This is a genomic window from Streptomyces sp. 4N124, assembly GCF_052245395.1.
In the GTDB taxonomy this organism is placed as follows: Bacteria; Actinomycetota; Actinomycetes; order Streptomycetales; family Streptomycetaceae; genus Streptomyces.
The window spans coordinates 83,093-99,994 of sequence record NZ_JBQQBS010000016.1; the positions used below are offsets into that span (position 1 = coordinate 83,093).

At 71.2% G+C, this 16,902-nt stretch carries 16 protein-coding genes; 11 read left to right on the forward strand and 5 right to left on the reverse strand.

The features are described 5' to 3' along the window. Positions 1-20 precede the first annotated feature (20 nt). Positions 21-1,346 (reverse strand): nucleotide sugar dehydrogenase, encoded by a 1,326-nt coding sequence (locus ACTWQO_RS18480; RefSeq protein ID WP_443238433.1) that lies wholly within the window; start codon positions 1,344-1,346, stop codon positions 21-23. Positions 1,347-1,363: 17 nt separating this feature from the next. Next, complete coding sequence (locus tag ACTWQO_RS18485; protein ID WP_443238434.1) at positions 1,364-2,827, reverse strand: glycosyltransferase family 4 protein; 1,464 nt, start codon at positions 2,825-2,827, stop codon at positions 1,364-1,366. Positions 2,828-2,865: 38 nt separating this feature from the next. Between ACTWQO_RS18485 and wecB the strand changes: the two genes are divergently transcribed. The 8 genes from wecB to ACTWQO_RS18525 all read left to right on the forward strand — a co-directional run bounded on the left by wecB (position 2,866) and on the right by ACTWQO_RS18525 (position 12,303). Continuing rightward, positions 2,866-3,954 carry a non-hydrolyzing UDP-N-acetylglucosamine 2-epimerase gene (gene wecB, locus ACTWQO_RS18490; RefSeq protein ID WP_443238435.1) on the forward strand — a complete coding sequence of 363 codons (1,089 nt, stop codon included), beginning with the start codon at positions 2,866-2,868 and terminating at the stop codon, positions 3,952-3,954. Then, entirely contained in the window at positions 3,947-4,600 is a 654-nt protein-coding gene (locus tag ACTWQO_RS18495) for a class I SAM-dependent methyltransferase (protein ID WP_443238436.1), read from the forward strand. The genes wecB and ACTWQO_RS18495 overlap by 8 nt, the downstream gene beginning before the upstream one ends. Continuing rightward, complete coding sequence (locus tag ACTWQO_RS18500; RefSeq protein WP_443238437.1) at positions 4,597-6,414, forward strand: hypothetical protein; 1,818 nt, start codon at positions 4,597-4,599, stop codon at positions 6,412-6,414. The genes ACTWQO_RS18495 and ACTWQO_RS18500 overlap by 4 nt, the downstream gene beginning before the upstream one ends. Beyond that, on the forward strand, positions 6,411-8,600 hold the full coding sequence (locus ACTWQO_RS18505; RefSeq protein WP_443238438.1) for a glycosyltransferase: 2,190 nt from the start codon (positions 6,411-6,413) through the stop codon (positions 8,598-8,600). The genes ACTWQO_RS18500 and ACTWQO_RS18505 overlap by 4 nt, the downstream gene beginning before the upstream one ends. A gap of 5 nt (positions 8,601-8,605) precedes the next feature. Continuing rightward, positions 8,606-9,313: a class I SAM-dependent methyltransferase gene (locus ACTWQO_RS18510; RefSeq protein ID WP_443238439.1), complete on the forward strand. Its 708-nt coding sequence runs from the start codon at positions 8,606-8,608 to the stop codon at positions 9,311-9,313. A gap of 127 nt (positions 9,314-9,440) precedes the next feature. Next, positions 9,441-10,061, forward strand: a complete 621-nt coding sequence (locus ACTWQO_RS18515; RefSeq protein ID WP_443238440.1) for an L-threonylcarbamoyladenylate synthase — start codon at positions 9,441-9,443, stop codon at positions 10,059-10,061. Positions 10,062-10,178: 117 nt separating this feature from the next. Then, positions 10,179-10,934: a dienelactone hydrolase family protein gene (locus ACTWQO_RS18520; RefSeq protein ID WP_443238441.1), complete on the forward strand. Its 756-nt coding sequence runs from the start codon at positions 10,179-10,181 to the stop codon at positions 10,932-10,934. A gap of 172 nt (positions 10,935-11,106) precedes the next feature. Then, positions 11,107-12,303 carry a glycoside hydrolase family 64 protein gene (locus ACTWQO_RS18525; RefSeq protein WP_443238442.1) on the forward strand — a complete coding sequence of 399 codons (1,197 nt, stop codon included), beginning with the start codon at positions 11,107-11,109 and terminating at the stop codon, positions 12,301-12,303. Here the strand turns inward: ACTWQO_RS18525 and ACTWQO_RS18530 are convergent. Beyond that, a complete protein-coding gene (locus ACTWQO_RS18530; protein ID WP_443238443.1) occupies positions 12,281-13,138 on the reverse strand; it encodes an NmrA family NAD(P)-binding protein in 858 nt (285 codons plus the stop codon). The genes ACTWQO_RS18525 and ACTWQO_RS18530 overlap by 23 nt on opposite strands. Beyond that, positions 13,138-13,566 carry a nuclear transport factor 2 family protein gene (locus ACTWQO_RS18535; protein ID WP_443238444.1) on the reverse strand — a complete coding sequence of 143 codons (429 nt, stop codon included), beginning with the start codon at positions 13,564-13,566 and terminating at the stop codon, positions 13,138-13,140. The genes ACTWQO_RS18530 and ACTWQO_RS18535 overlap by 1 nt, the downstream gene beginning before the upstream one ends. Positions 13,567-13,653: 87 nt before the next feature. Here ACTWQO_RS18535 and ACTWQO_RS18540 point away from each other — a divergent pair, with 87 nt between their 5' ends. Continuing rightward, on the forward strand, positions 13,654-14,241 hold the full coding sequence (locus ACTWQO_RS18540; protein WP_443238445.1) for a TetR/AcrR family transcriptional regulator: 588 nt from the start codon (positions 13,654-13,656) through the stop codon (positions 14,239-14,241). A 21-nt stretch (positions 14,242-14,262) separates the two neighbouring features. Here ACTWQO_RS18540 and ACTWQO_RS18545 read toward each other — a convergent pair whose 3' ends face one another. Beyond that, entirely contained in the window at positions 14,263-15,243 is a 981-nt protein-coding gene (locus ACTWQO_RS18545; RefSeq protein WP_443238446.1) for a helix-turn-helix transcriptional regulator, read from the reverse strand. A gap of 118 nt (positions 15,244-15,361) precedes the next feature. Here ACTWQO_RS18545 and ACTWQO_RS18550 point away from each other — a divergent pair, with 118 nt between their 5' ends. Together ACTWQO_RS18550 and ACTWQO_RS18555 are read left to right on the forward strand one after the other, a co-directional pair. Beyond that, positions 15,362-15,787 (forward strand): VOC family protein, encoded by a 426-nt coding sequence (locus ACTWQO_RS18550; RefSeq protein WP_443238447.1) that lies wholly within the window; start codon positions 15,362-15,364, stop codon positions 15,785-15,787. Positions 15,788-15,989: 202 nt separating this feature from the next. Then, positions 15,990-16,874 carry an MHYT domain-containing protein gene (locus tag ACTWQO_RS18555; RefSeq protein ID WP_443238448.1) on the forward strand — a complete coding sequence of 295 codons (885 nt, stop codon included), beginning with the start codon at positions 15,990-15,992 and terminating at the stop codon, positions 16,872-16,874. The last annotated feature ends 28 nt before the right edge of the window (positions 16,875-16,902 follow it).

Sequence of the window (16,902 nt, forward strand, 5' to 3'; positions counted from 1 at the left end):
CAGCCGTGAGGAGGAGCCGCCTAGAGCTCCTCGATCCCCGGCCGGAAGATCCGCCCCCGGGTGTCGAACAGCAGTCGGGCCTCGTCGGCGAGGGCGGGCAGGTCGTAGGCCGAGTGGTCCTGCAGCAGGATCGTCAGGTCGTGGTCCCGCGCGGCCTCGATGGCGTCACCGACACGAGGGACGGCCACGCCGTCGACGGACCACTCGGGCACATGCGGGTCGTGGAAGGAGATCTCCGCCTCCCGTTCCCGCAGCAGCCGCGCCACCGGCACTGCGGGCGACTCGCGTTGGTCGGCCACGTCAGGTTTGTAGGTGACACCCATGAGCAGCACCCGAGAGCCGTGCAGCGGCTTGCCGACGCTGTTGAGCAGGTCCTGGGCGCGGCGCACGACGTACTCCGGCATCCGGCGGTTGATCTCCTGGGCGAGCTCGACGAAGCGGAACTCGTAGCCGAGCGAGGAACGCACCTTGTACGACAGGTAGTTGGGGTCGATGGGAATGCAGTGGCCGCCCACTCCGGCGCCGGGTCTGAAGGCCTGGAAGCCGAACGGCTTGGTGGCGGCGCAGCGGATGGCGTCCCAGACGTCGACGTGCAACTCGTGGCTGATGATGGTCAGTTCGTTGACCAGGGCGATGTTGACGTGCCGGTACGTGTTCTCGATGAGCTTGGCCAGTTCGGCCTCGCGGGTGCCCTTCGCCTGGACGACGGTGTCGACGAGCTTGCCGTAGAAGGCGACGGCGCGTGCCGCGCAGGACGGGGTGCAGCCGCCGACGACCTTCGGGGTGTCGCGCAGTTGGTGCGCGGAGTTGCCGGGATCGATGCGCTCCGGTGAGAACGCCAGGGCGAAGTCCTCACCGACGCGCAGCCCGGACTCCTCCAGCAGCGGGCGGACGATCTCCTCGGTGGTGCCGGGGTAGGTGGTCGACTCCAGGACGACGAGCTGCCCGCGCCGCAGCCGGCCGGCGATCGTCCGGGTGGCGTCGGTCACCGCGCTCAGATCGGGACCCCCGTCCTGACCCAGCGGGGTCGGCACACAGATGACCACGTTCTGTGCTCGGGCGAGACAGCGGTCGTCCGTGTACGCCGTGAATCCTGCCTCGCGCATGCGGCGGACGTCGTCGTCGGACACGTCGTCGACGTGCGAGCGCCCGGCGTTGAGCGCGTTGACGACGTCGGCGTTCCGGTCGAGCCCCACGACTCTCAGGCCGACCGAGGCGGCTTCCCGAGCGAGGGGCAGCCCGACGTAGCCGAGCCCGAGCACCGCGAGTTCGACGTCGTCGGTCCCTTCTTCGTCCCCGAGCGGTTGGTTCACCTCTGCGAGCGGTTCGGTCTCGTCGACCTGCATACGGGTTCACCCGGCTTTCAGGGCGGGAGTCGGCATCCAAGCGCGCGATAGGCATCGCGGGTCATGGCGGCGACCCGGCTCCAGGTACGGGCCCGCGCGACGATCGAGCGGGCGTTCATCCCCATGTCACTTCGCCGGGTTTGAGAATAAAACAGCCCTTCGATAACTTCCGCCCAGACTTGTGGTGATCCGGGAGGAATGAGCTCTCCGCTTGCACCGGGCTCGACCAGCTCCCTCATCGCGGCGAGATCGCTGGCGACCACCGGCAGACCGCTCGCCATCGCCTCGACCGGCTTGAGCGGCGTCACCAGACGGCAGACGCGCTCGTCGGTGCGCGGCACCGCGAACACGTCCAACACCGCGTGATACGACCGCACTTGATCGTGCGGCACCCGTCCGGTGAACAGGGCGACTCCATCTCCGAGACCGAGCCGGACGGCCAGTGCCCGCAGCGCCGCCCGCTCCGGACCGTCACCCACGATCAGCAGCCGCACGGGGACGCCGCGACGGCGCAGTTCGGCACCCGCATGGAGCAATGTGCCGATTCCCTCGTATGGAGTAAGACTGCTGACGGTGCCGACGACGAGGTCGTCCGGCGGGATGCCGAGGCGGGCGCGCAGCGGCGCCCCGTCCGGCAGCGGGGCCAGGAAGTCGTCGTCCACCGCGTTAGGCGCGATCAGGACCCGTTCCTCGGGCACTCCACGGGCCACGATCTCGGCGCGCATCGCCGCCCCCAGCGTCAGCACCAGATCGGCCGCGCGCATGCAGTACGTCTCGAGCGCGCGCCGCGTCCGGTAGGTCGGGTCGTCCGGGCTGCGCCCCGGGGCCTGCGTCAGCCAGGTCTCCTCCAGAAAGCCCCGCACCTCGTAGACCACGGGCAGCCCGTAGGCCTCGCGCAGAGCGAGGGCGACCCGTCCGTTGCCGTGGTCGGTGGCCGCATGCAGGACGGCGGGCCGCAGCCGCTCCACCAGCCGCCCGGCCAGCTCCGCGTTGCGGGCCAGCACGGCGTCCTGGCCGTACGGCAGCCGCGACGGCAGCAGTCGGTGCTGCGGTACGCCTCCCACGATCTGCAGCGGGCTCGCGTCCAGCACGCCCTGCGCCACCGGGAAACCGACGCGCGTGACCACGTGCGGATCGAGTCCGTCCGCCCGCTGGGCCTCGGCGAGTTTCTGGGTGCGCACGGTGTAGCCGGCGTGCTTGAACGGCAGCCCGTTGGTGACCAGATGGAGCACCCGGCCCGGCACCGGAATGACGGTCCGCCCGGTGGGGGCGGGCACCCGCGCCGTACCGGACGGAGTGGCGGTGGGCCCGGCCGTGCGGGCGCGGGCGGCGAGCCGCCGTTCGACGCCCGCCAAGGAGCCCTGGACAGGTGTCGGCAGCAGCCGCAGACCGAGCAGCGCCGCCCGGACGGGGTCCTGGCGCAACTCGCCCCACGCCACGGAGGCAGCCAGACTGAGAGCACGGGGGACATGACGGGACATACCGGCACATTAGGTCGACAGAGCGGAGAACCGACACCATGACCGGCCGCGTACTCCATGTCGTCGGCGCCCGGCCCAATTTCGTCAAGGCGGCGCCGGTGGTCGCCGCCCTGCGCTCGGCCGGATGCGAGCAGGTGCTCGTGCACACCGGGCAGCACTACGACGAACGCCTGTCGGACGTCTTCTTCCGGCAGCTCGGCCTGCCCGCGCCGGACACCGACCTCGGCGTCGGCTCCGGCAGCCACGCCCGGCAGACCGCCGAACTCCTGATGGCGCTGGAGAGCGAACTGACCGCCCGCGCACCCGCCCTCGTCCTGGTCTACGGCGACGTGAACTCCTCCCTGGCCGGTGCCCTCGCCGCCGCCAAACTGGGCATACCGGTCGCCCATGTGGAGGCGGGCCTGCGCAGCTTCGACATGACGATGCCGGAGGAGATCAACCGCCGCCTGGTGGACCAGCTGGCCGAGCTGCTGTTCGCGACCAGCCCGGAGGCGATCGGTCATCTCGCCCGCGAGGGAATGGACGTGGACCGTGTCCATCTCGTCGGCAACCCGATGATCGACACCCTGCTCACCCATCTGGACCTCTTCGACCCGGCCGCCGCGCGGGCCGCTCACGACCTCCCCGAGCGCTATGGCGTGGTCACGCTGCACCGCCCCTCGAACGTCGACGACCCGGAAGCGGCCCGGGCCGCCGCCCTCGTCCTGACCGAGGCGGCCCGCCACGTCGACCTCGCCGTGCCACTGCATCCGCGCGGCCGGCGAGCGCTGGAGGCAGCGGGCCTCTGCGGCGCTCCGGGCGTGCACGTGCTCGAACCGCTGGGATACGTCGAGTTCATGAGCCTGGTCCGGGGAGCCGCCGCGGTGATCACCGACTCCGGCGGCGTTCAGGAGGAGACCACCATCCTGGGGGTGCCGTGCCTGACCCTGCGCACCACCACCGAGCGCCCGGTCACCGTCACCGACGGCACCAACCGCCTTGTCCGGCACGCCGAGTTGATTCCCGCACTGCGCAAGGCGCTGGACGGCGAGCAGACGGCGCGCGGAGAGGGCCCACCGCTGTGGGACGGCAAGGCTGGCGCCCGGATAGCCCGGATCGTCACCAGGTGGCTGGATCACCATGACTGACCCCGCAGTCACCCGGACGGCGGAACGCACCCGCGTGTACTGGGACTCCCGCCACCGCGAGCACGACGACCTCTCCTCCGGCGGTCACATCGGCCTCGATCACGCAGGCAACGAGATCTTCTACGCACAGCGGCTCGGCACCCTCCTCACCCTGATCGGCGACCTGTCCAGCCCGCAGGCACCGCTGTTCGTCCTCGACGCGGGGTGCGGCAAAGGGCACTTCGCCCGCGCGCTGGCCCGCTGCGGCCACCGCGTCGACGCCTTCGACGTGAGCGAGGAAGCCGTGACCCACGCCCGCGCCGACAGCGGCGGCCCACGGTACGCGGTGGCTTCGCTCGCCGACTGGCGCAGTCCCTGGCCGTACGATGCCGTGCTCTGCGTCGACGTGCTCTTCCACGTCCTCGACGACACGGAGTGGTCCGCCGGACTGCGCAACCTCGCCTCCCTGGTCCGCCTCACCGGCCGGCTGATCGTCACCGACGAGGACATCGGGGAGCGCAGACCGCGCGGTGACTACATCGTGCACCGCCCGGCGGCCGCGTACCGCGCGGAACTCGAACCCCTCGGCCTGCGGCACACCCTGTTCGAGCCGTACGACTTCCGCGAGAACGAGGTCGGCTTCCACGTCTTCACAAGGACCCGATGATGCGCCTGACCGATCTGCTCCACCCGCACCTGGACGGCATCACGACCGTCGTCGACGCGACCACCGGCGGTGGACTGAACCTGGCGCCCTATCTGCACCTCCCGCACGGCGTCGCCCTGCGCCCGGCTGACGAAAACCCCGTGGACGCGGGCGAGTTGGCGCTGCTCTCGTACGGCCCGGACCCCGCTCTGCACGGCACCGAGGCCGACTGTCTCGCCGTACTGGAGCGGATGCGGCCCGGTGGGCGCGGCCTCATCGTGTTCGGGCACCCGGGGCCCGAACTCCCCTACCACCGACTCCTGGACGCCCTGGTCACCCGGCGCTGTCAGGTGCTGCGCGCCGTCCCGCTCGACTATGTCCACCTGCGTGCGGGCGCCGTGTTCGCCCGCACGGACGAACTCCTGCCGCCGCATGACTGGTTCGGGCGACCGGTGCCGTCCGAGGGCCTGCCCACGGCGCTGCGGACGGCGAGCGAGTACGTCCTCGCCGACCTGGTCTCCCGGTCCCTGCGGGCCCGCGTCCTGGACCTGGAGAAGGAGGTCGAGGAAGCGGAACACGGCGGTGCCGGAGCCCGGCAGGACGGGCTCGCCGACCGGCTGGCCGTCGTCGTGCGGGAGCGGGAGCAGCTCACGTCAGCGCTGCGCGGGGCCCGCGAGCGGGTCGATGTGCTGCAGGCGCGGGTGGCCATGCTGGAAGGCTCGACCTCGCTCAGGGTCGGGCGGGCGTTGGTGGCGGCGGCCCGTTCGCCCGGGCGGGGGACGGCGCGGCTGCCCCGGGAGCTGTACGGGATGTGGCGGGGGCGGGCGAAGTCGCGGCCGCATCCGGCCGGGCGGAGTGCGCCGGTGACCGCGTCGCCTCAGGTGCTCGACGGCCGGTTCCACCTCGCCCACCGTGCCCTGTCCTCCGCTCCGCGTGACCGCCTGGTCGTCGCCGGCGTGCTCACCGACCGCGCAGCCGAGGACTTCGCCGCGGACGCCGTGGTCAACCGTCTGCTGCCGCACGACGGGCGTCTGCTCGTGCGGCGCACCGATCCGGACGCCGTCGTCGTACAGCTGAGCGCCTGCACCGGCGACGGCCCCTGGTCGCCGGCGGGCACCGGCCTGGCGCCGGACCTGGACCGGCAGCTGGCCGAACTCCTCACCGAGGCACGGGCGTTGGGCCGGGCGGCGGTCCTGTGGCGGGACGTGCCCGCGGCCGATGCCCCCGGCCTGACGCAGTTCGCCTGGGATGCCGTGCTGGATGCGGACACCGGCGTACGGCTCGCCCGCCTCGACCCGGAGAGGTGCGGGCGGGACGGGCTCCGGGAGGCCTTCCTGCGGGACAGCACCCGGGTACGGCTGGCGGAACTGGCGCGGCGGGTCGGCGGCCCCGACCCGCTGGCCGCGCGGCGCGTCGCCGTGCTGGCCGCACCCGGCGACCGGGATGAGGTGGCGCGGCTGGTCGGCCAGGTGCTGGGGCAGATCCATCGGCCCGCCGAGGTCGTCGTTCCCGGTCCGGCGGGCGGCGTCCTCGACGAGCTGACCGGCGCCGGTGTGACCGTCCGGGAAGGGCGGCCCACGGCGCCCTGGGTCGCGGACTGGACCGAGCTGTCCGTGGACCGTCCGGACACGCTGCTGCTGGACCTGATGTGCGCCCAGGAGTACTCCGGCGCCGACGTCGTCGGGCACACCGTGGCCGACGACGACTACATCTTCGTACCGGCCCTGGCCCCGCTCCTCGTCCGCCGGTCGCTGCATCTCGCCGGTGCACCGCCCGAGGACTGGCTCGGCCTGGGGTACCGCCTGTTCGCCGTGCACGGGAAGGAGTCGTCATGAGCCGTACGCCACGTGCCCTCGTCTACGGCGATGTGGATCTCAACCTCATCGACGGCTCCGCGGTGTGGGCCCAGTCGACGGTGGAGGCGCTGTCGGCAGCGGGCTGTGCGACCCGGCTGGTCCTCAAGGCACCTGTGCGCACGGGCCGGTTGATCGACCCGATCGCCGGGCTGCCCGGGGTCGCGGTGGTCCGCCCGCACGAGGACCGGTTGCTGCCCTCCCTGGACGACCGCCCCCTGTCGCCGGTGCAGGCTTCGCAGGTGCTCGCCCTGCTCGACCAGGACGACCCCTGCGATCTGCTGGTGCTGCGCGGCCGTCGGCTGGTCACGCGCGTGGTCGCCGACGGGCGCTTCGACGGCCGGATCTGGGCCTACCTCACCGACATCCCGCAGTCTCCCGCCGAGATGACGGAGCAGGCCCGGGAAGACCTCACCCGTATCGCCGAAGCGTCCGCGCGACTCCTGTGCCAGACCGAGGAGTTGCGCTGCTTCCTGGAGACCTGGGTGCCCGAGGCCTGCGGACGCTCGCTGCTCAGCCCGCCGGCCGTGCCCGACCCCGGCTTCACCGTGCCGGAACACGACCGCCCGCACGACCCCTTCCGCCTCGTCTACACGGGCAAGTTCGCGCCCCACTGGAACACCCTTCCCATGACCCTGCTGCCGGCGCTGCTCGCGGAGCGGGGCATCCGAGCCGAACTGCACACCGTCGGCGACAAGATCCACCACGACCCCGCCCATCCGGACTTCCGGGCGGCCATGGCACGGGCCCTCGACGGCGCCACCCCCGGCGTCACGCACCACGGCGGGCAGCCGCGTGGGGAGGCCATGCGCATCGCGGCCGACTGCGACCTGGGCCTGGGCTGGCGCGACACCGCCCTGGACGCCAGTCTCGAACTGTCCACCAAGGTCCTGGAGTTCGGCGCCCTCGCGCTGCCCGTCGTCCTCAACCGCACGCCCGCCCACGAGGCACTGCTCGGCGAGGACTACCCGCTCTTCGTACCCGGACGCGCCGAACTCCCGGACGCGGTCGAAGCCGTCGCCCGTGCCGTGCGCGAGCCTGCGTCCCGGCTGCTGGCGGCCGACCGCTGCCGTCAGGCCGCCCGCCGATACACGCTGCAGGGCGCGGCGGAGCGCTGGCGTGACCACCTCGCCCGGGCCTTCCCGTCCATGCCGGCCGCCGTCGCCCGCCGGACGCGACCGCTGCGGGTCGGGGTCGCGGGCCACGACCTGAAGTTCCTCACCCGGCTCCTCGACCACTTCCGCGCCCTGCCCGGCCTGGAGGTACGGCTGGACAGCTGGCCCGCACTGGCCCGCCACGACCCGGCGGCCAGCCGGGAACTCGCCGACTGGGCGGACGTGATGGTCGTCGAATGGTGTGGTCCGGCCGCAGTCTGGTTCAGCCGCCACAAACGGCGCGGCAGCCGGCTCATCGTCCGGCTGCACCGCTTCGAGCTGGACGCCGGCTGGCCGCGGCAGGTCGACATCGACGCGGTCGACCGGGTGGTGTGCGTCAGCCCGTACTACGCCCGCCGCACCCGGCAGGTCACCGGCTGGCCCGAGTCCAAGATCACCGTCATCCCGAACTGGGTCGACACCGACCAGCTCGACCGGCCGAAGACGCCCGGCGCGCGCTTCCGGCTCGGCATGATCGGCATCGCGCCCAGTCGCAAACGCCTCGATCTCGGCATCGACGTCCTGGAGAAGCTGCGGGCCCATGACCGGCGCTGGCATCTGTCGGTCAAGTCCAAGCCGCCGTGGGAGTACTGGTGGATCTGGAACAAGCCCGAGGAACGCGAGCACTACGACGCCGTACTGCGCCGGATCCAGACCGCGCCGCTGCTCGAAGGGGCGGTCGTCTTCGACACGTTCGGGCCGGACGTGGCGAACTGGCTCCGGCGCGTCGGGCATGTGCTGTCCACCAGCGACGACGAGAGCTTCCACCTCTCCCCCGCCGAGGGCATGGCCTCCGGCGCCGTACCCGCGCTGCTGCCGTGGCCGGGGGCGGACGAGATCTACGACCGGCACTGGATCCATGACAGCCCGGAGGCGATGGCGGAGGCGATCGCCGAGCTCGGGGAACCGGAGCCCTGGCGGTCCGCCGGGGAGCTGGCCCGCACCCAGGTGCGGCAGGCGTTCTCGCTGGAGCGGGTGGCTCGGTCCTGGACCGACCTGCTGGTGAGCGGGTGACGCGCATGGCCACCCTGTGGGAGCTGATGCGGGACTGCATTCCTGGCGACCATGCCCGCCAGGTGACGTCGCGCCACTACCTCGACGAGGCCATGCGCTCTGCCGGCGCCCCCGACAGAGTCATCGATCTCGGGTGCGGGCGCGGCACCTCGGCCCGGCTGTTCCGCCGTCACGATCCGAAGGTGCGGTGGGTGGGGGTCGACATCCGCGACTCGCCCGAAGCGGCCCAGCGGTCGCCCGGAGACGACCCGGTGGTGTATTACGACGGCGTCCGGCTGCCCTTCCGTTCGGACGGCGTTCCGTTGGTCTACTCGCACCAGGTCTTCGAGCACGTCGCGCGCCCGCGCGAGTTGCTCGCCGAGATCGGCCGGGTACTGCGGCCGGGCGGACTGTTCATCGGCAGCACCTCGCAGCTGGAGCCGTACCACTCCTACAGCCTGTGGAACTACACGCCGTACGGATTCCGGGTCCTGGTCGAGGATGCCGGGCTGACGCTGGAGGAGGTGCGGCCCTCGCTCGACGGGGTGGCGCTGATCATGCGGACCTACCACGGCCGGCCGTCGGAGTACGGGCGGTACTGGGAGGAGGAGTCCCCGCTCAACGCGGAGATCGACACCTGGGCACGCCAAAGCCGCCGCCGGACGGCCCTGGTGAACCTGCGCAAGCTCACCTTCTGCGGCCAGTTCGCGTTCCGCGCCCGCAAGCCCGGGTGAGCGGCAGCCGACGGCCGCCGATCAGCTCGTCGCAGCAGCTGCGTGGCTGCGCATCCAAGTGAGCACGGCACACCGCCGAGTTCCGAGCCTGCGCGGACACCGCGAGCTGACGGCATAAGCTCGGCGGATGGCGAAGTACTTCGACGTGCACCCAGACAACCCCCAGCCGCGCACCATCGCTCAGGTCGCCGACAGCGTCCGCTCGGGTGCGCTGATCGCTTACCCGACGGATTCCTGCTACGCGCTCGGCTGCCGGCTGGGCAGCCGGGACGGTATCGAGCGGATCCGTACGATCCGCCACCTGGACGACCGGCACCACTTCACCCTCGTGTGCCAGGACTTCGCGCAGCTGGGCCAGTTCGTGCGCGTCGACAAGGACGTGTTCCGCGCGATCAAGGCGTCGACGCCCGGCAGCTACACCTTCATCCTCCCCGCGACGAAGGAGGTGCCGCGCATGCTCCAGCACCCGAAGAAGAAGACGGTCGGCGTACGGATCCCCGATCACGTGGTCACCCAGGCCCTGCTCGCCGAGCTGGGTGAGCCGCTGCTGTCCAGCACGCTGCTGCTGCCCGACGAGGACGAACCGATGACGCAGGGCTGGGAGATCAAGGACCGGCTCGACCACATGGTGGACGCGGTCGTGGACTCCGGGGACTGCGGGACCGAGCCGACGACGGTCATCGACTTCTCGGGCGGTGAGGCCGAGATCGTACGGCGAGGGGCGGGGGACCTGGCGCGGTTCGAGTAAGAAGGCGGTGAGGATCTCCCACGGGTCGCCTTAACTCTGCGTGCGACCATGGCCCAGGCCGGTCCCCTCGCGCGGACCGGCCCCGCCGACTCCCCCACGCAGAGAGGCAGCCCCGTCATGACCGCCGTACAGGGAACCACCGTCGACATCCCCACCGAGGACGGCACCGCTGACGCCTATCTCAGCCACCCCGTTGACGGGGGCCCTCATCCGGCGGTCCTGCTGTACATGGACGCCTTCGGTCCGCGTCCGCGGCTGAACGCCATGGCCGACCGGCTGGCCGAGGCCGGTCACACGGTGCTCGTGCCGAACGTGTTCTACCGTCATGGGCGTGCGCCGGTCGTCGAGTTGCCGGAGTTCATCGACGTCTCGTCGCGTCCGGCACTCTTCGAGCGCCTCGGACCGATCATGCAGTCCCTGACGCCCGACCAGGCGATGGCTGACGCCGGCGCCTATCTGCGCTGGCTCGCCGACTGCCCGGCGGCGGCCGACGGGCCGGTCGCGCTCACCGGGTACTGCATGGGTGCCGGTCTGGCTCTGCGCACCGCCGGCACATATCCGGAGCGGGTCGCGGCGGCGGCCGGCTTCCACGGCGGGCGGCTGGCGAGCGACAGCCCGGACAGTCCGCACCTGGTGGCCGAACACATCACCGCCGAGCTGTACTTCGGCCACGCCGACGAGGACCCGTCGCTGCCTCCCGAGCAGATCCAGCGCCTCGAGGACGCGCTGACCGCGGCCGGCGTCCGCCACCGGTGCGAGGTCTACTCCGGCGCTCACCACGGGTTCACGCAGGCCGACACGTCCACGTACCACCGCGAGGGAGACGAGCGGCACTGGGCGGCGCTGCTCGACCTGCTCAAGCGCACCTTCTGAGGGTCTCGCCCCGAGTCACCTTTGCAAGAGACGGCGGCACGCGCGCGTGCCGCCGTTTTCTGTACCAGTTGTTGACATGCCCGCGTCGCGGCGCAACGCTGAGAGCGCTCTCAGAACAGGTACAGACCAGACCGGCAGTCCCCTCAAGTGACCCCACACACGGAGGTGGAGAGTGCTACGACGTCCAGCCCCCCGGTTCCCGGCCCTGGCCGCGACGGCCGCCCTGCTCGGCGCGCTGTTCGTGTTCGGCGCACCGTCGCCCGCACGAGCGGTGCCCGACACGATCCCCCTGAACATCACCAACAACTCCGGCCGCGGCGAGCCGGTCTACGTCTACAACCTCGGCACCCTGCTGACGACGGGTCAGCAGGGCTGGGCGGACGCGAACGGCACGTTCCATCCATGGCCCGCCGGCGGCAACCCGCCCACGCCCGCCCCGGACGCGTCCATCGCCGGACCGGCCGCGGGGCAGTCGAAGACGATCCGGATCCCCAAGTTCTCGGGGCGGATCTACTTCTCGTACGGACAGAAACTCGTGTTCAAGCTGACGACCGGCGGCCTGGTGCAGCCGGCCGTGCAGAACCCGAGCGACCCGAACCGCGACATCCTCTTCAACTGGTCCGAGTACACACTCAACGACTCAGGGCTGTGGCTCAACAGCACCCAGGTCGACATGTTCTCCGCGCCGTACGCGGTGGGCGTCCAGCGCGCAGACGGCAGCACGAGCACGACCGGGCACCTCAAGTCGGGCGGCTACAACGCGGTGTTCAACGGACTGCGCGGACAGTCGGGCGGCTGGGCCGGTCTGGTGCAGACGCGTTCCGACGGCACCGTGCTGCGGGCGCTCTCTCCCGGTCACGGGGTGGGGACCGGGGCCCTTCCGGCGAACGTGATGGACGACTACATCAATCGCGTCTGGCAGCGGTACGCCACGTCGACCCTCACCGTGACGCCGTTCGCCGACCAGCCGAACACCAAGTACCTCGGCCGGGTCTCGGGCGGGGTCATGAACTTCACCAACGGCTCCGGGGCCGTCGTCACCAGCTTCCAGAAGCCGGACGCGGACAGCGTCTTCGGCTGCCACAAGCTGCTCGACGCCCCCAACGACCAGGTGCGCGGGCCGATTTCGCGCACCCTGTGCGCGGGCTTCAACCGTTCCACGCTGCTCGCCAACCCGAACCAGCCGGACACCTCGTCGGCGAACTTCTACCAGGACGGGGTGACCAACCACTACGCCCGGCTCATCCATGGGCAGATGGCCGACGGGAAGGCGTACGCGTTCGCCTTCGACGATGTCGGCCAGCACGAGTCACTCGTCCACGACGGCAATCCGCAGCAGGCGTATCTCACGCTGGATCCGTTGAGCTGAGACCCGCCAGCACTGCGTGGGCGCGGAAGGTGCGGGGCGCACGCCCGGTGATGCGCTGAACGGTGTCGGTGGTGCGGTCCTCGGCCCCCTCGGCGATGGCTCTGTCGAGGCCGGCCAGGAACGTCGCGTACTCGACGGGCATGATCGTCGCCAGTCGGTCACGCAACTGCTCGTATGCGAGTTGCCGGTGGGTGACCGGGCGCCCGGTCACCGCCGTGAGCGTGGCCGCGATGTCGCTGTGGCTCAGCGCCTCGGGGCCGGTGATCAGAAGGTCGGTGTTGGGCGCGGGGTCGTCGGTCAGCGCGTGGGCGGCGACCGCTGCGATGTCGTCGGCGTCGACGAAGGCGACGCGTCCCTCGCCGGTCGCCGTCCAGAGGGTGCCGTCCGCGCGGATGCGGTGCGCGTGCAGGTGGTCGCCGGTGAAGTTCTGCATGAACCAGGAGGGTCGCAGGACCGCCCACTCGTCGAACAGGCCAGGCAGGGCCTGGTGTATCTCTCCGGTGGCCGGGCCGCCCGCGGGAACCGCCGATGAGCTGAGCAGTACGGCGCGGCGCACGCCGGCGGTGCGCGCCTGTTTCAGAAAGGGCAGCACGGTGGCGGCGGGTGCCGTCGAGCCCGGCGGCGGGACGAGGTAGACGCGATCGGCCCCGCTGAGGGCATCGCCGAAGGTCGTGGGGTCGTACCAGTCGAAGCGGACGGCTCGGGCGCCGTCGACTGCGGTGGCGCGGCGGCTCGCCGCCACAACTCGGCGGTTCTGTGCGGCGAGTTGGGAGACCAGGCGGCTGCCGGTGGTGCCGGTGGCTCCGATGACCAGCGTGTGGGCGGGGTCGGTCATCAGGCGGCACTCCGGGCGAAGTCGGCCGCGCCGTCCTGCGGCAGGGCGAGCGGGTTCCAGTAGTCCCGGTACTGGGTGAGGAGGCCGTCCTCGACGGTCACGACGGCGATGTAGGTCATGTCGAAGGGGGCTCCGCTCTTCACCAGCCGCCCGGTGCCGCGCATCTCGACGACGACGGTCGTGGGCTCGGTGGTCTCGTGGATCTTCAGCGAGGGGAAGTCGTGGAGGTCGATGTGCTCGGGGTAGTCGCGCATGTAGTCGGCGACGGCGGCCTTGCCTTCCAGCCGCCGCGGCCAGCCCTCGGGGGCGAAGGGGAACTCCATGACGCCGTCGTCGGACCACAGGTCGACCCAGGCGGGGATGTTCTTGTCGAGCAGCAGGGAGAGGCCGTGGCGGAAGAGGTCCGCCGGGAGCGCAGGGGTGGGCATGAGGACTCCGTCCAGTAGAATACGGACCCCGGGTCCGTTTCTTCGAATATACGGACTCTGGGTCCGCTTTTGCAAGAGAGGACTCCCGTGCCCGAGCGCAAACCCCGGGTGGACGCCGCCCGCAACCGCGAGGCCGTACTGGCGGCGGCCGACGCGCTGTTCGCCGAGTGCGACAGCCCGGACGCCGTGACCATGGCCGACATCGCGGCCGCGGCCGGAGTCGGCAAGGCAACCCTTTTCCGCGGGTACGGCGACCGCACCGGCCTGATCCACGCGCTCTACTCGGCCCGCCTCGAACCGCTCCGGCAGGCCGTGACCGACGGCCCCCCTCCCCTGGGCCCCGACACCCCGCCGGCGGAACGGCTCCCCGCCCTGCTGGACGCCCTCCTCTGCTTCAAGCTCGACCACCGGCACCTCTCGCTGGCCCTGGAGGGAACGGGTTCCGACAGCCCGTACCAGGCCGCGCACTACGAGTGGTGGCACGGCACCCTCCGGGACGTCCTGGACCGGCTCCCCGGCTTCACCGGCGGCGACTTCGCCGCGCACGCACTGCTGGCGGTGGTACGGGCGGACCTGGTCGCCCATCTGGCCGACCGGCGGAAGATGACACGTGAGGCATTGCGGGCGGAGCTGGCCGCCTTCACCACGAAAGTACTGACAGGCCGGGCGAGTTGAGCGTCCTCACCGTGGTTCCGGTCAGCGTGTCGTAGCGCCCGCGGCGTCGGCGTACCGGCGGGCCAACCGGGCGAAGGCGTCCTTGAGTTCGGCCGGGCCGACGACCTCGATGTCGGCGTCGAATCTGCCGATGGTGGCGGCGAGGGCGGTCCATGACCACGAGCCCAGGACGAGCCGGCAGCGGTTCGGGGTGAGTTCCTCGACCACTCCGTCGATGGTGTGGCGGGACACCTCGGCGGCGGGCAGGCCGAGGATCACCTCGCCACGGCACGGCCAGTCGCCGGAGCCGTCGGAACCGCGGAACCTGTCGGCGACGAAGGCGGCCACATCGCCACCGGGCACTTCGCGCGGGGTGAAGCGGGGCCCCGTGGGGGTACGCGGCGTGATCCGGTCGGCGCGGAAGGTGCGCCAGTCCTCGCGGTCGAGGTCCCAGGCGACGAGGTACCAGCGCCCACCCCAGGTGACGAGGTGGTGGGGCTGTACGCGGCGCGGAGGAACCGCGCCGGTTCCGGGTGCGGAGATGTAGTCGAACCGCAGCACTTCGCGGGCGTGGACGGCCGCGCTGATGGCCATGAGTACCGTGCTGTCGACCTGTGGCGCCGGGCGGGACGTGGGCCGCTCGACAGCGGTGACCTGGAGCGTGTCGATACGCCGGCGCAGCCGCGCGGGCATGACCTGACGGACCGTGGTCAGCGCGCGTGCCGCGGCTTCCTCGATACCGGCACCCGTGGTGATCGCGATCTGGAGCGCGACGGCGAGGGCGACGGCCTGGTCGTCGTCGAACAGCAGCGGCGGCAGCTCGCTGCCTGCTTCGAGCCGGTACCCGCCGTCGGGCCCCTTGAACGCCACGATGGGATAGCCCAGCTCGCGCAGCCGGTCGACGTCGCGGCGCACCGTACGAGGGCTGACGTCCAGCCGCTCGGCCAGCAGCTCCCCCGGCCAGTCCCGGCGTGCCTGGAGCAGCGAGAGCAGCGACAGCAGTCGCGCTGAGGTCTTCTGCATGCTCCCCATGGTGCCCCGAGAAGCGGCCACATCCTGTCCGCTTCTGCTGCGACGGTGGTCACCGAGCGGGGCCGAAAGAGCCGATGCTCACCACCGATCGAGAGGCAAGGAGCCAGTCATGTCCGTCAACGCTGTGACCCACCTGAACTTCCGGGGTGACGCCCGCGCGGCGCTCACGTTCTACCAGTCCGTGTTCACCGGGCACATGGTCATGGTCACGTACAAGGACGCCGGGAACGTCACGGACCCGTCCGAGGCGGACCAGGTGATGTGGGGGCAGGTGGCCGCCGACAGCGGTTTCCGCGTGATGGCGTACGACGTTCCTTCCCACCTGCCGTGGGACCAGGGCGAGAACGCGTTCTTCGTCTCGCTGCGCGGCGAGACGGCCGAGGAGATCACGTCGTACTGGGAGAAGCTCTGCGACGGCGCGAAGATCGTGCAGCCGCTGGAGCCCGCGCAGTGGGCGCCCCTCTACGGGATGCTGACGGACCGGTTCGGCGTCACCTGGGTCGTGGATGTCGCGACGGAATACAGCGCGTCCTGATCGCTTGAGTCCGGGCGGCGGATTTCCGCCGCCCGGGCAGACGTAAAGCGGGGCCCGTGGCCGGTTTTCGACCCCGCATCACGTCAATCGACTGGCCTATTTCAGAGTTAACCCCCGAACCACCGGTAAGGGCTTGCTATTGCGTACCTTTCACACGTAGACCTGCCTTCACAACAACCGTGGCTCTGGGGGGAGTTCGGACATGGAAGGCACGGTAGATGGTTTCCGCTATGGTGCGGTGACCCCGGTGGCGGCCTATGTCATGGCCTGCCTGGGCGGGGCGCTGGGGCTGCGCTGCATCGTCCGGACCCTGCTCAACGGGGATGCGTGGAAGCCCGGTTGGCTGGCGCTGGGCGCCGCGTCGATCGGCTGCGGCATCTGGACGATGCACTTCATCGCCATGATCGGCTTTCAGGTCGAGGAGACCCGGATCGGCTACGACGTGGGCCTGACCGTGCTCAGTCTCGCCGTCGCCATTGTCGTGGTCGGCATCGGCGTGTTCATCGTGGGCTACCGCGGCGCCAGCAAGGTCACGCTGTCCGTCGCGGGCGTCATCACCGGTCTCGGGGTCGCCGCGATGCACTACTTGGGCATGGCGGCGATGCGACTCAACGGCAACATCCACTACGACGACTTCACCGTCGTCCTCTCGGTACTGATCGCGATCTTCGCCGCGACCGCGGCACTGTGGGCGGCGGTCACCATCCGGGGCTTCCTCGCCAGCCTCGGCGCGAGCCTCGTGATGGGCGTGGCCGTGTCCGGGATGCACTACACGGGCATGGCCGCCGTGGGTGTCCATCTCCACGGCAACCCCGACGCCTCCTGGGCCGGCGACTCGCCCCACTCCCTGCTGCTTCCCATGCTCGTGGGGCCGTTCATCTTCCTCGTACTGGCCGGTGTGGTGGTGATGTTCGACCCGCTGCTGGTACTGGGCGACGGCGAGTGGAGCCATGGGCCCCGCAAGAAGGCCGCCGCCATGCCGAAGCCCGCGGCAGCGCGCCCCGACCCCTTCTCAGAGGCCCAGGACGGCCGCGTATGGCGCCGCCCGGAACCCGAGGCGACACCGCCCAGCCGCCACCAGTGGTGAACGGTCCCCGGAGGAGGGCGAGTTCCCC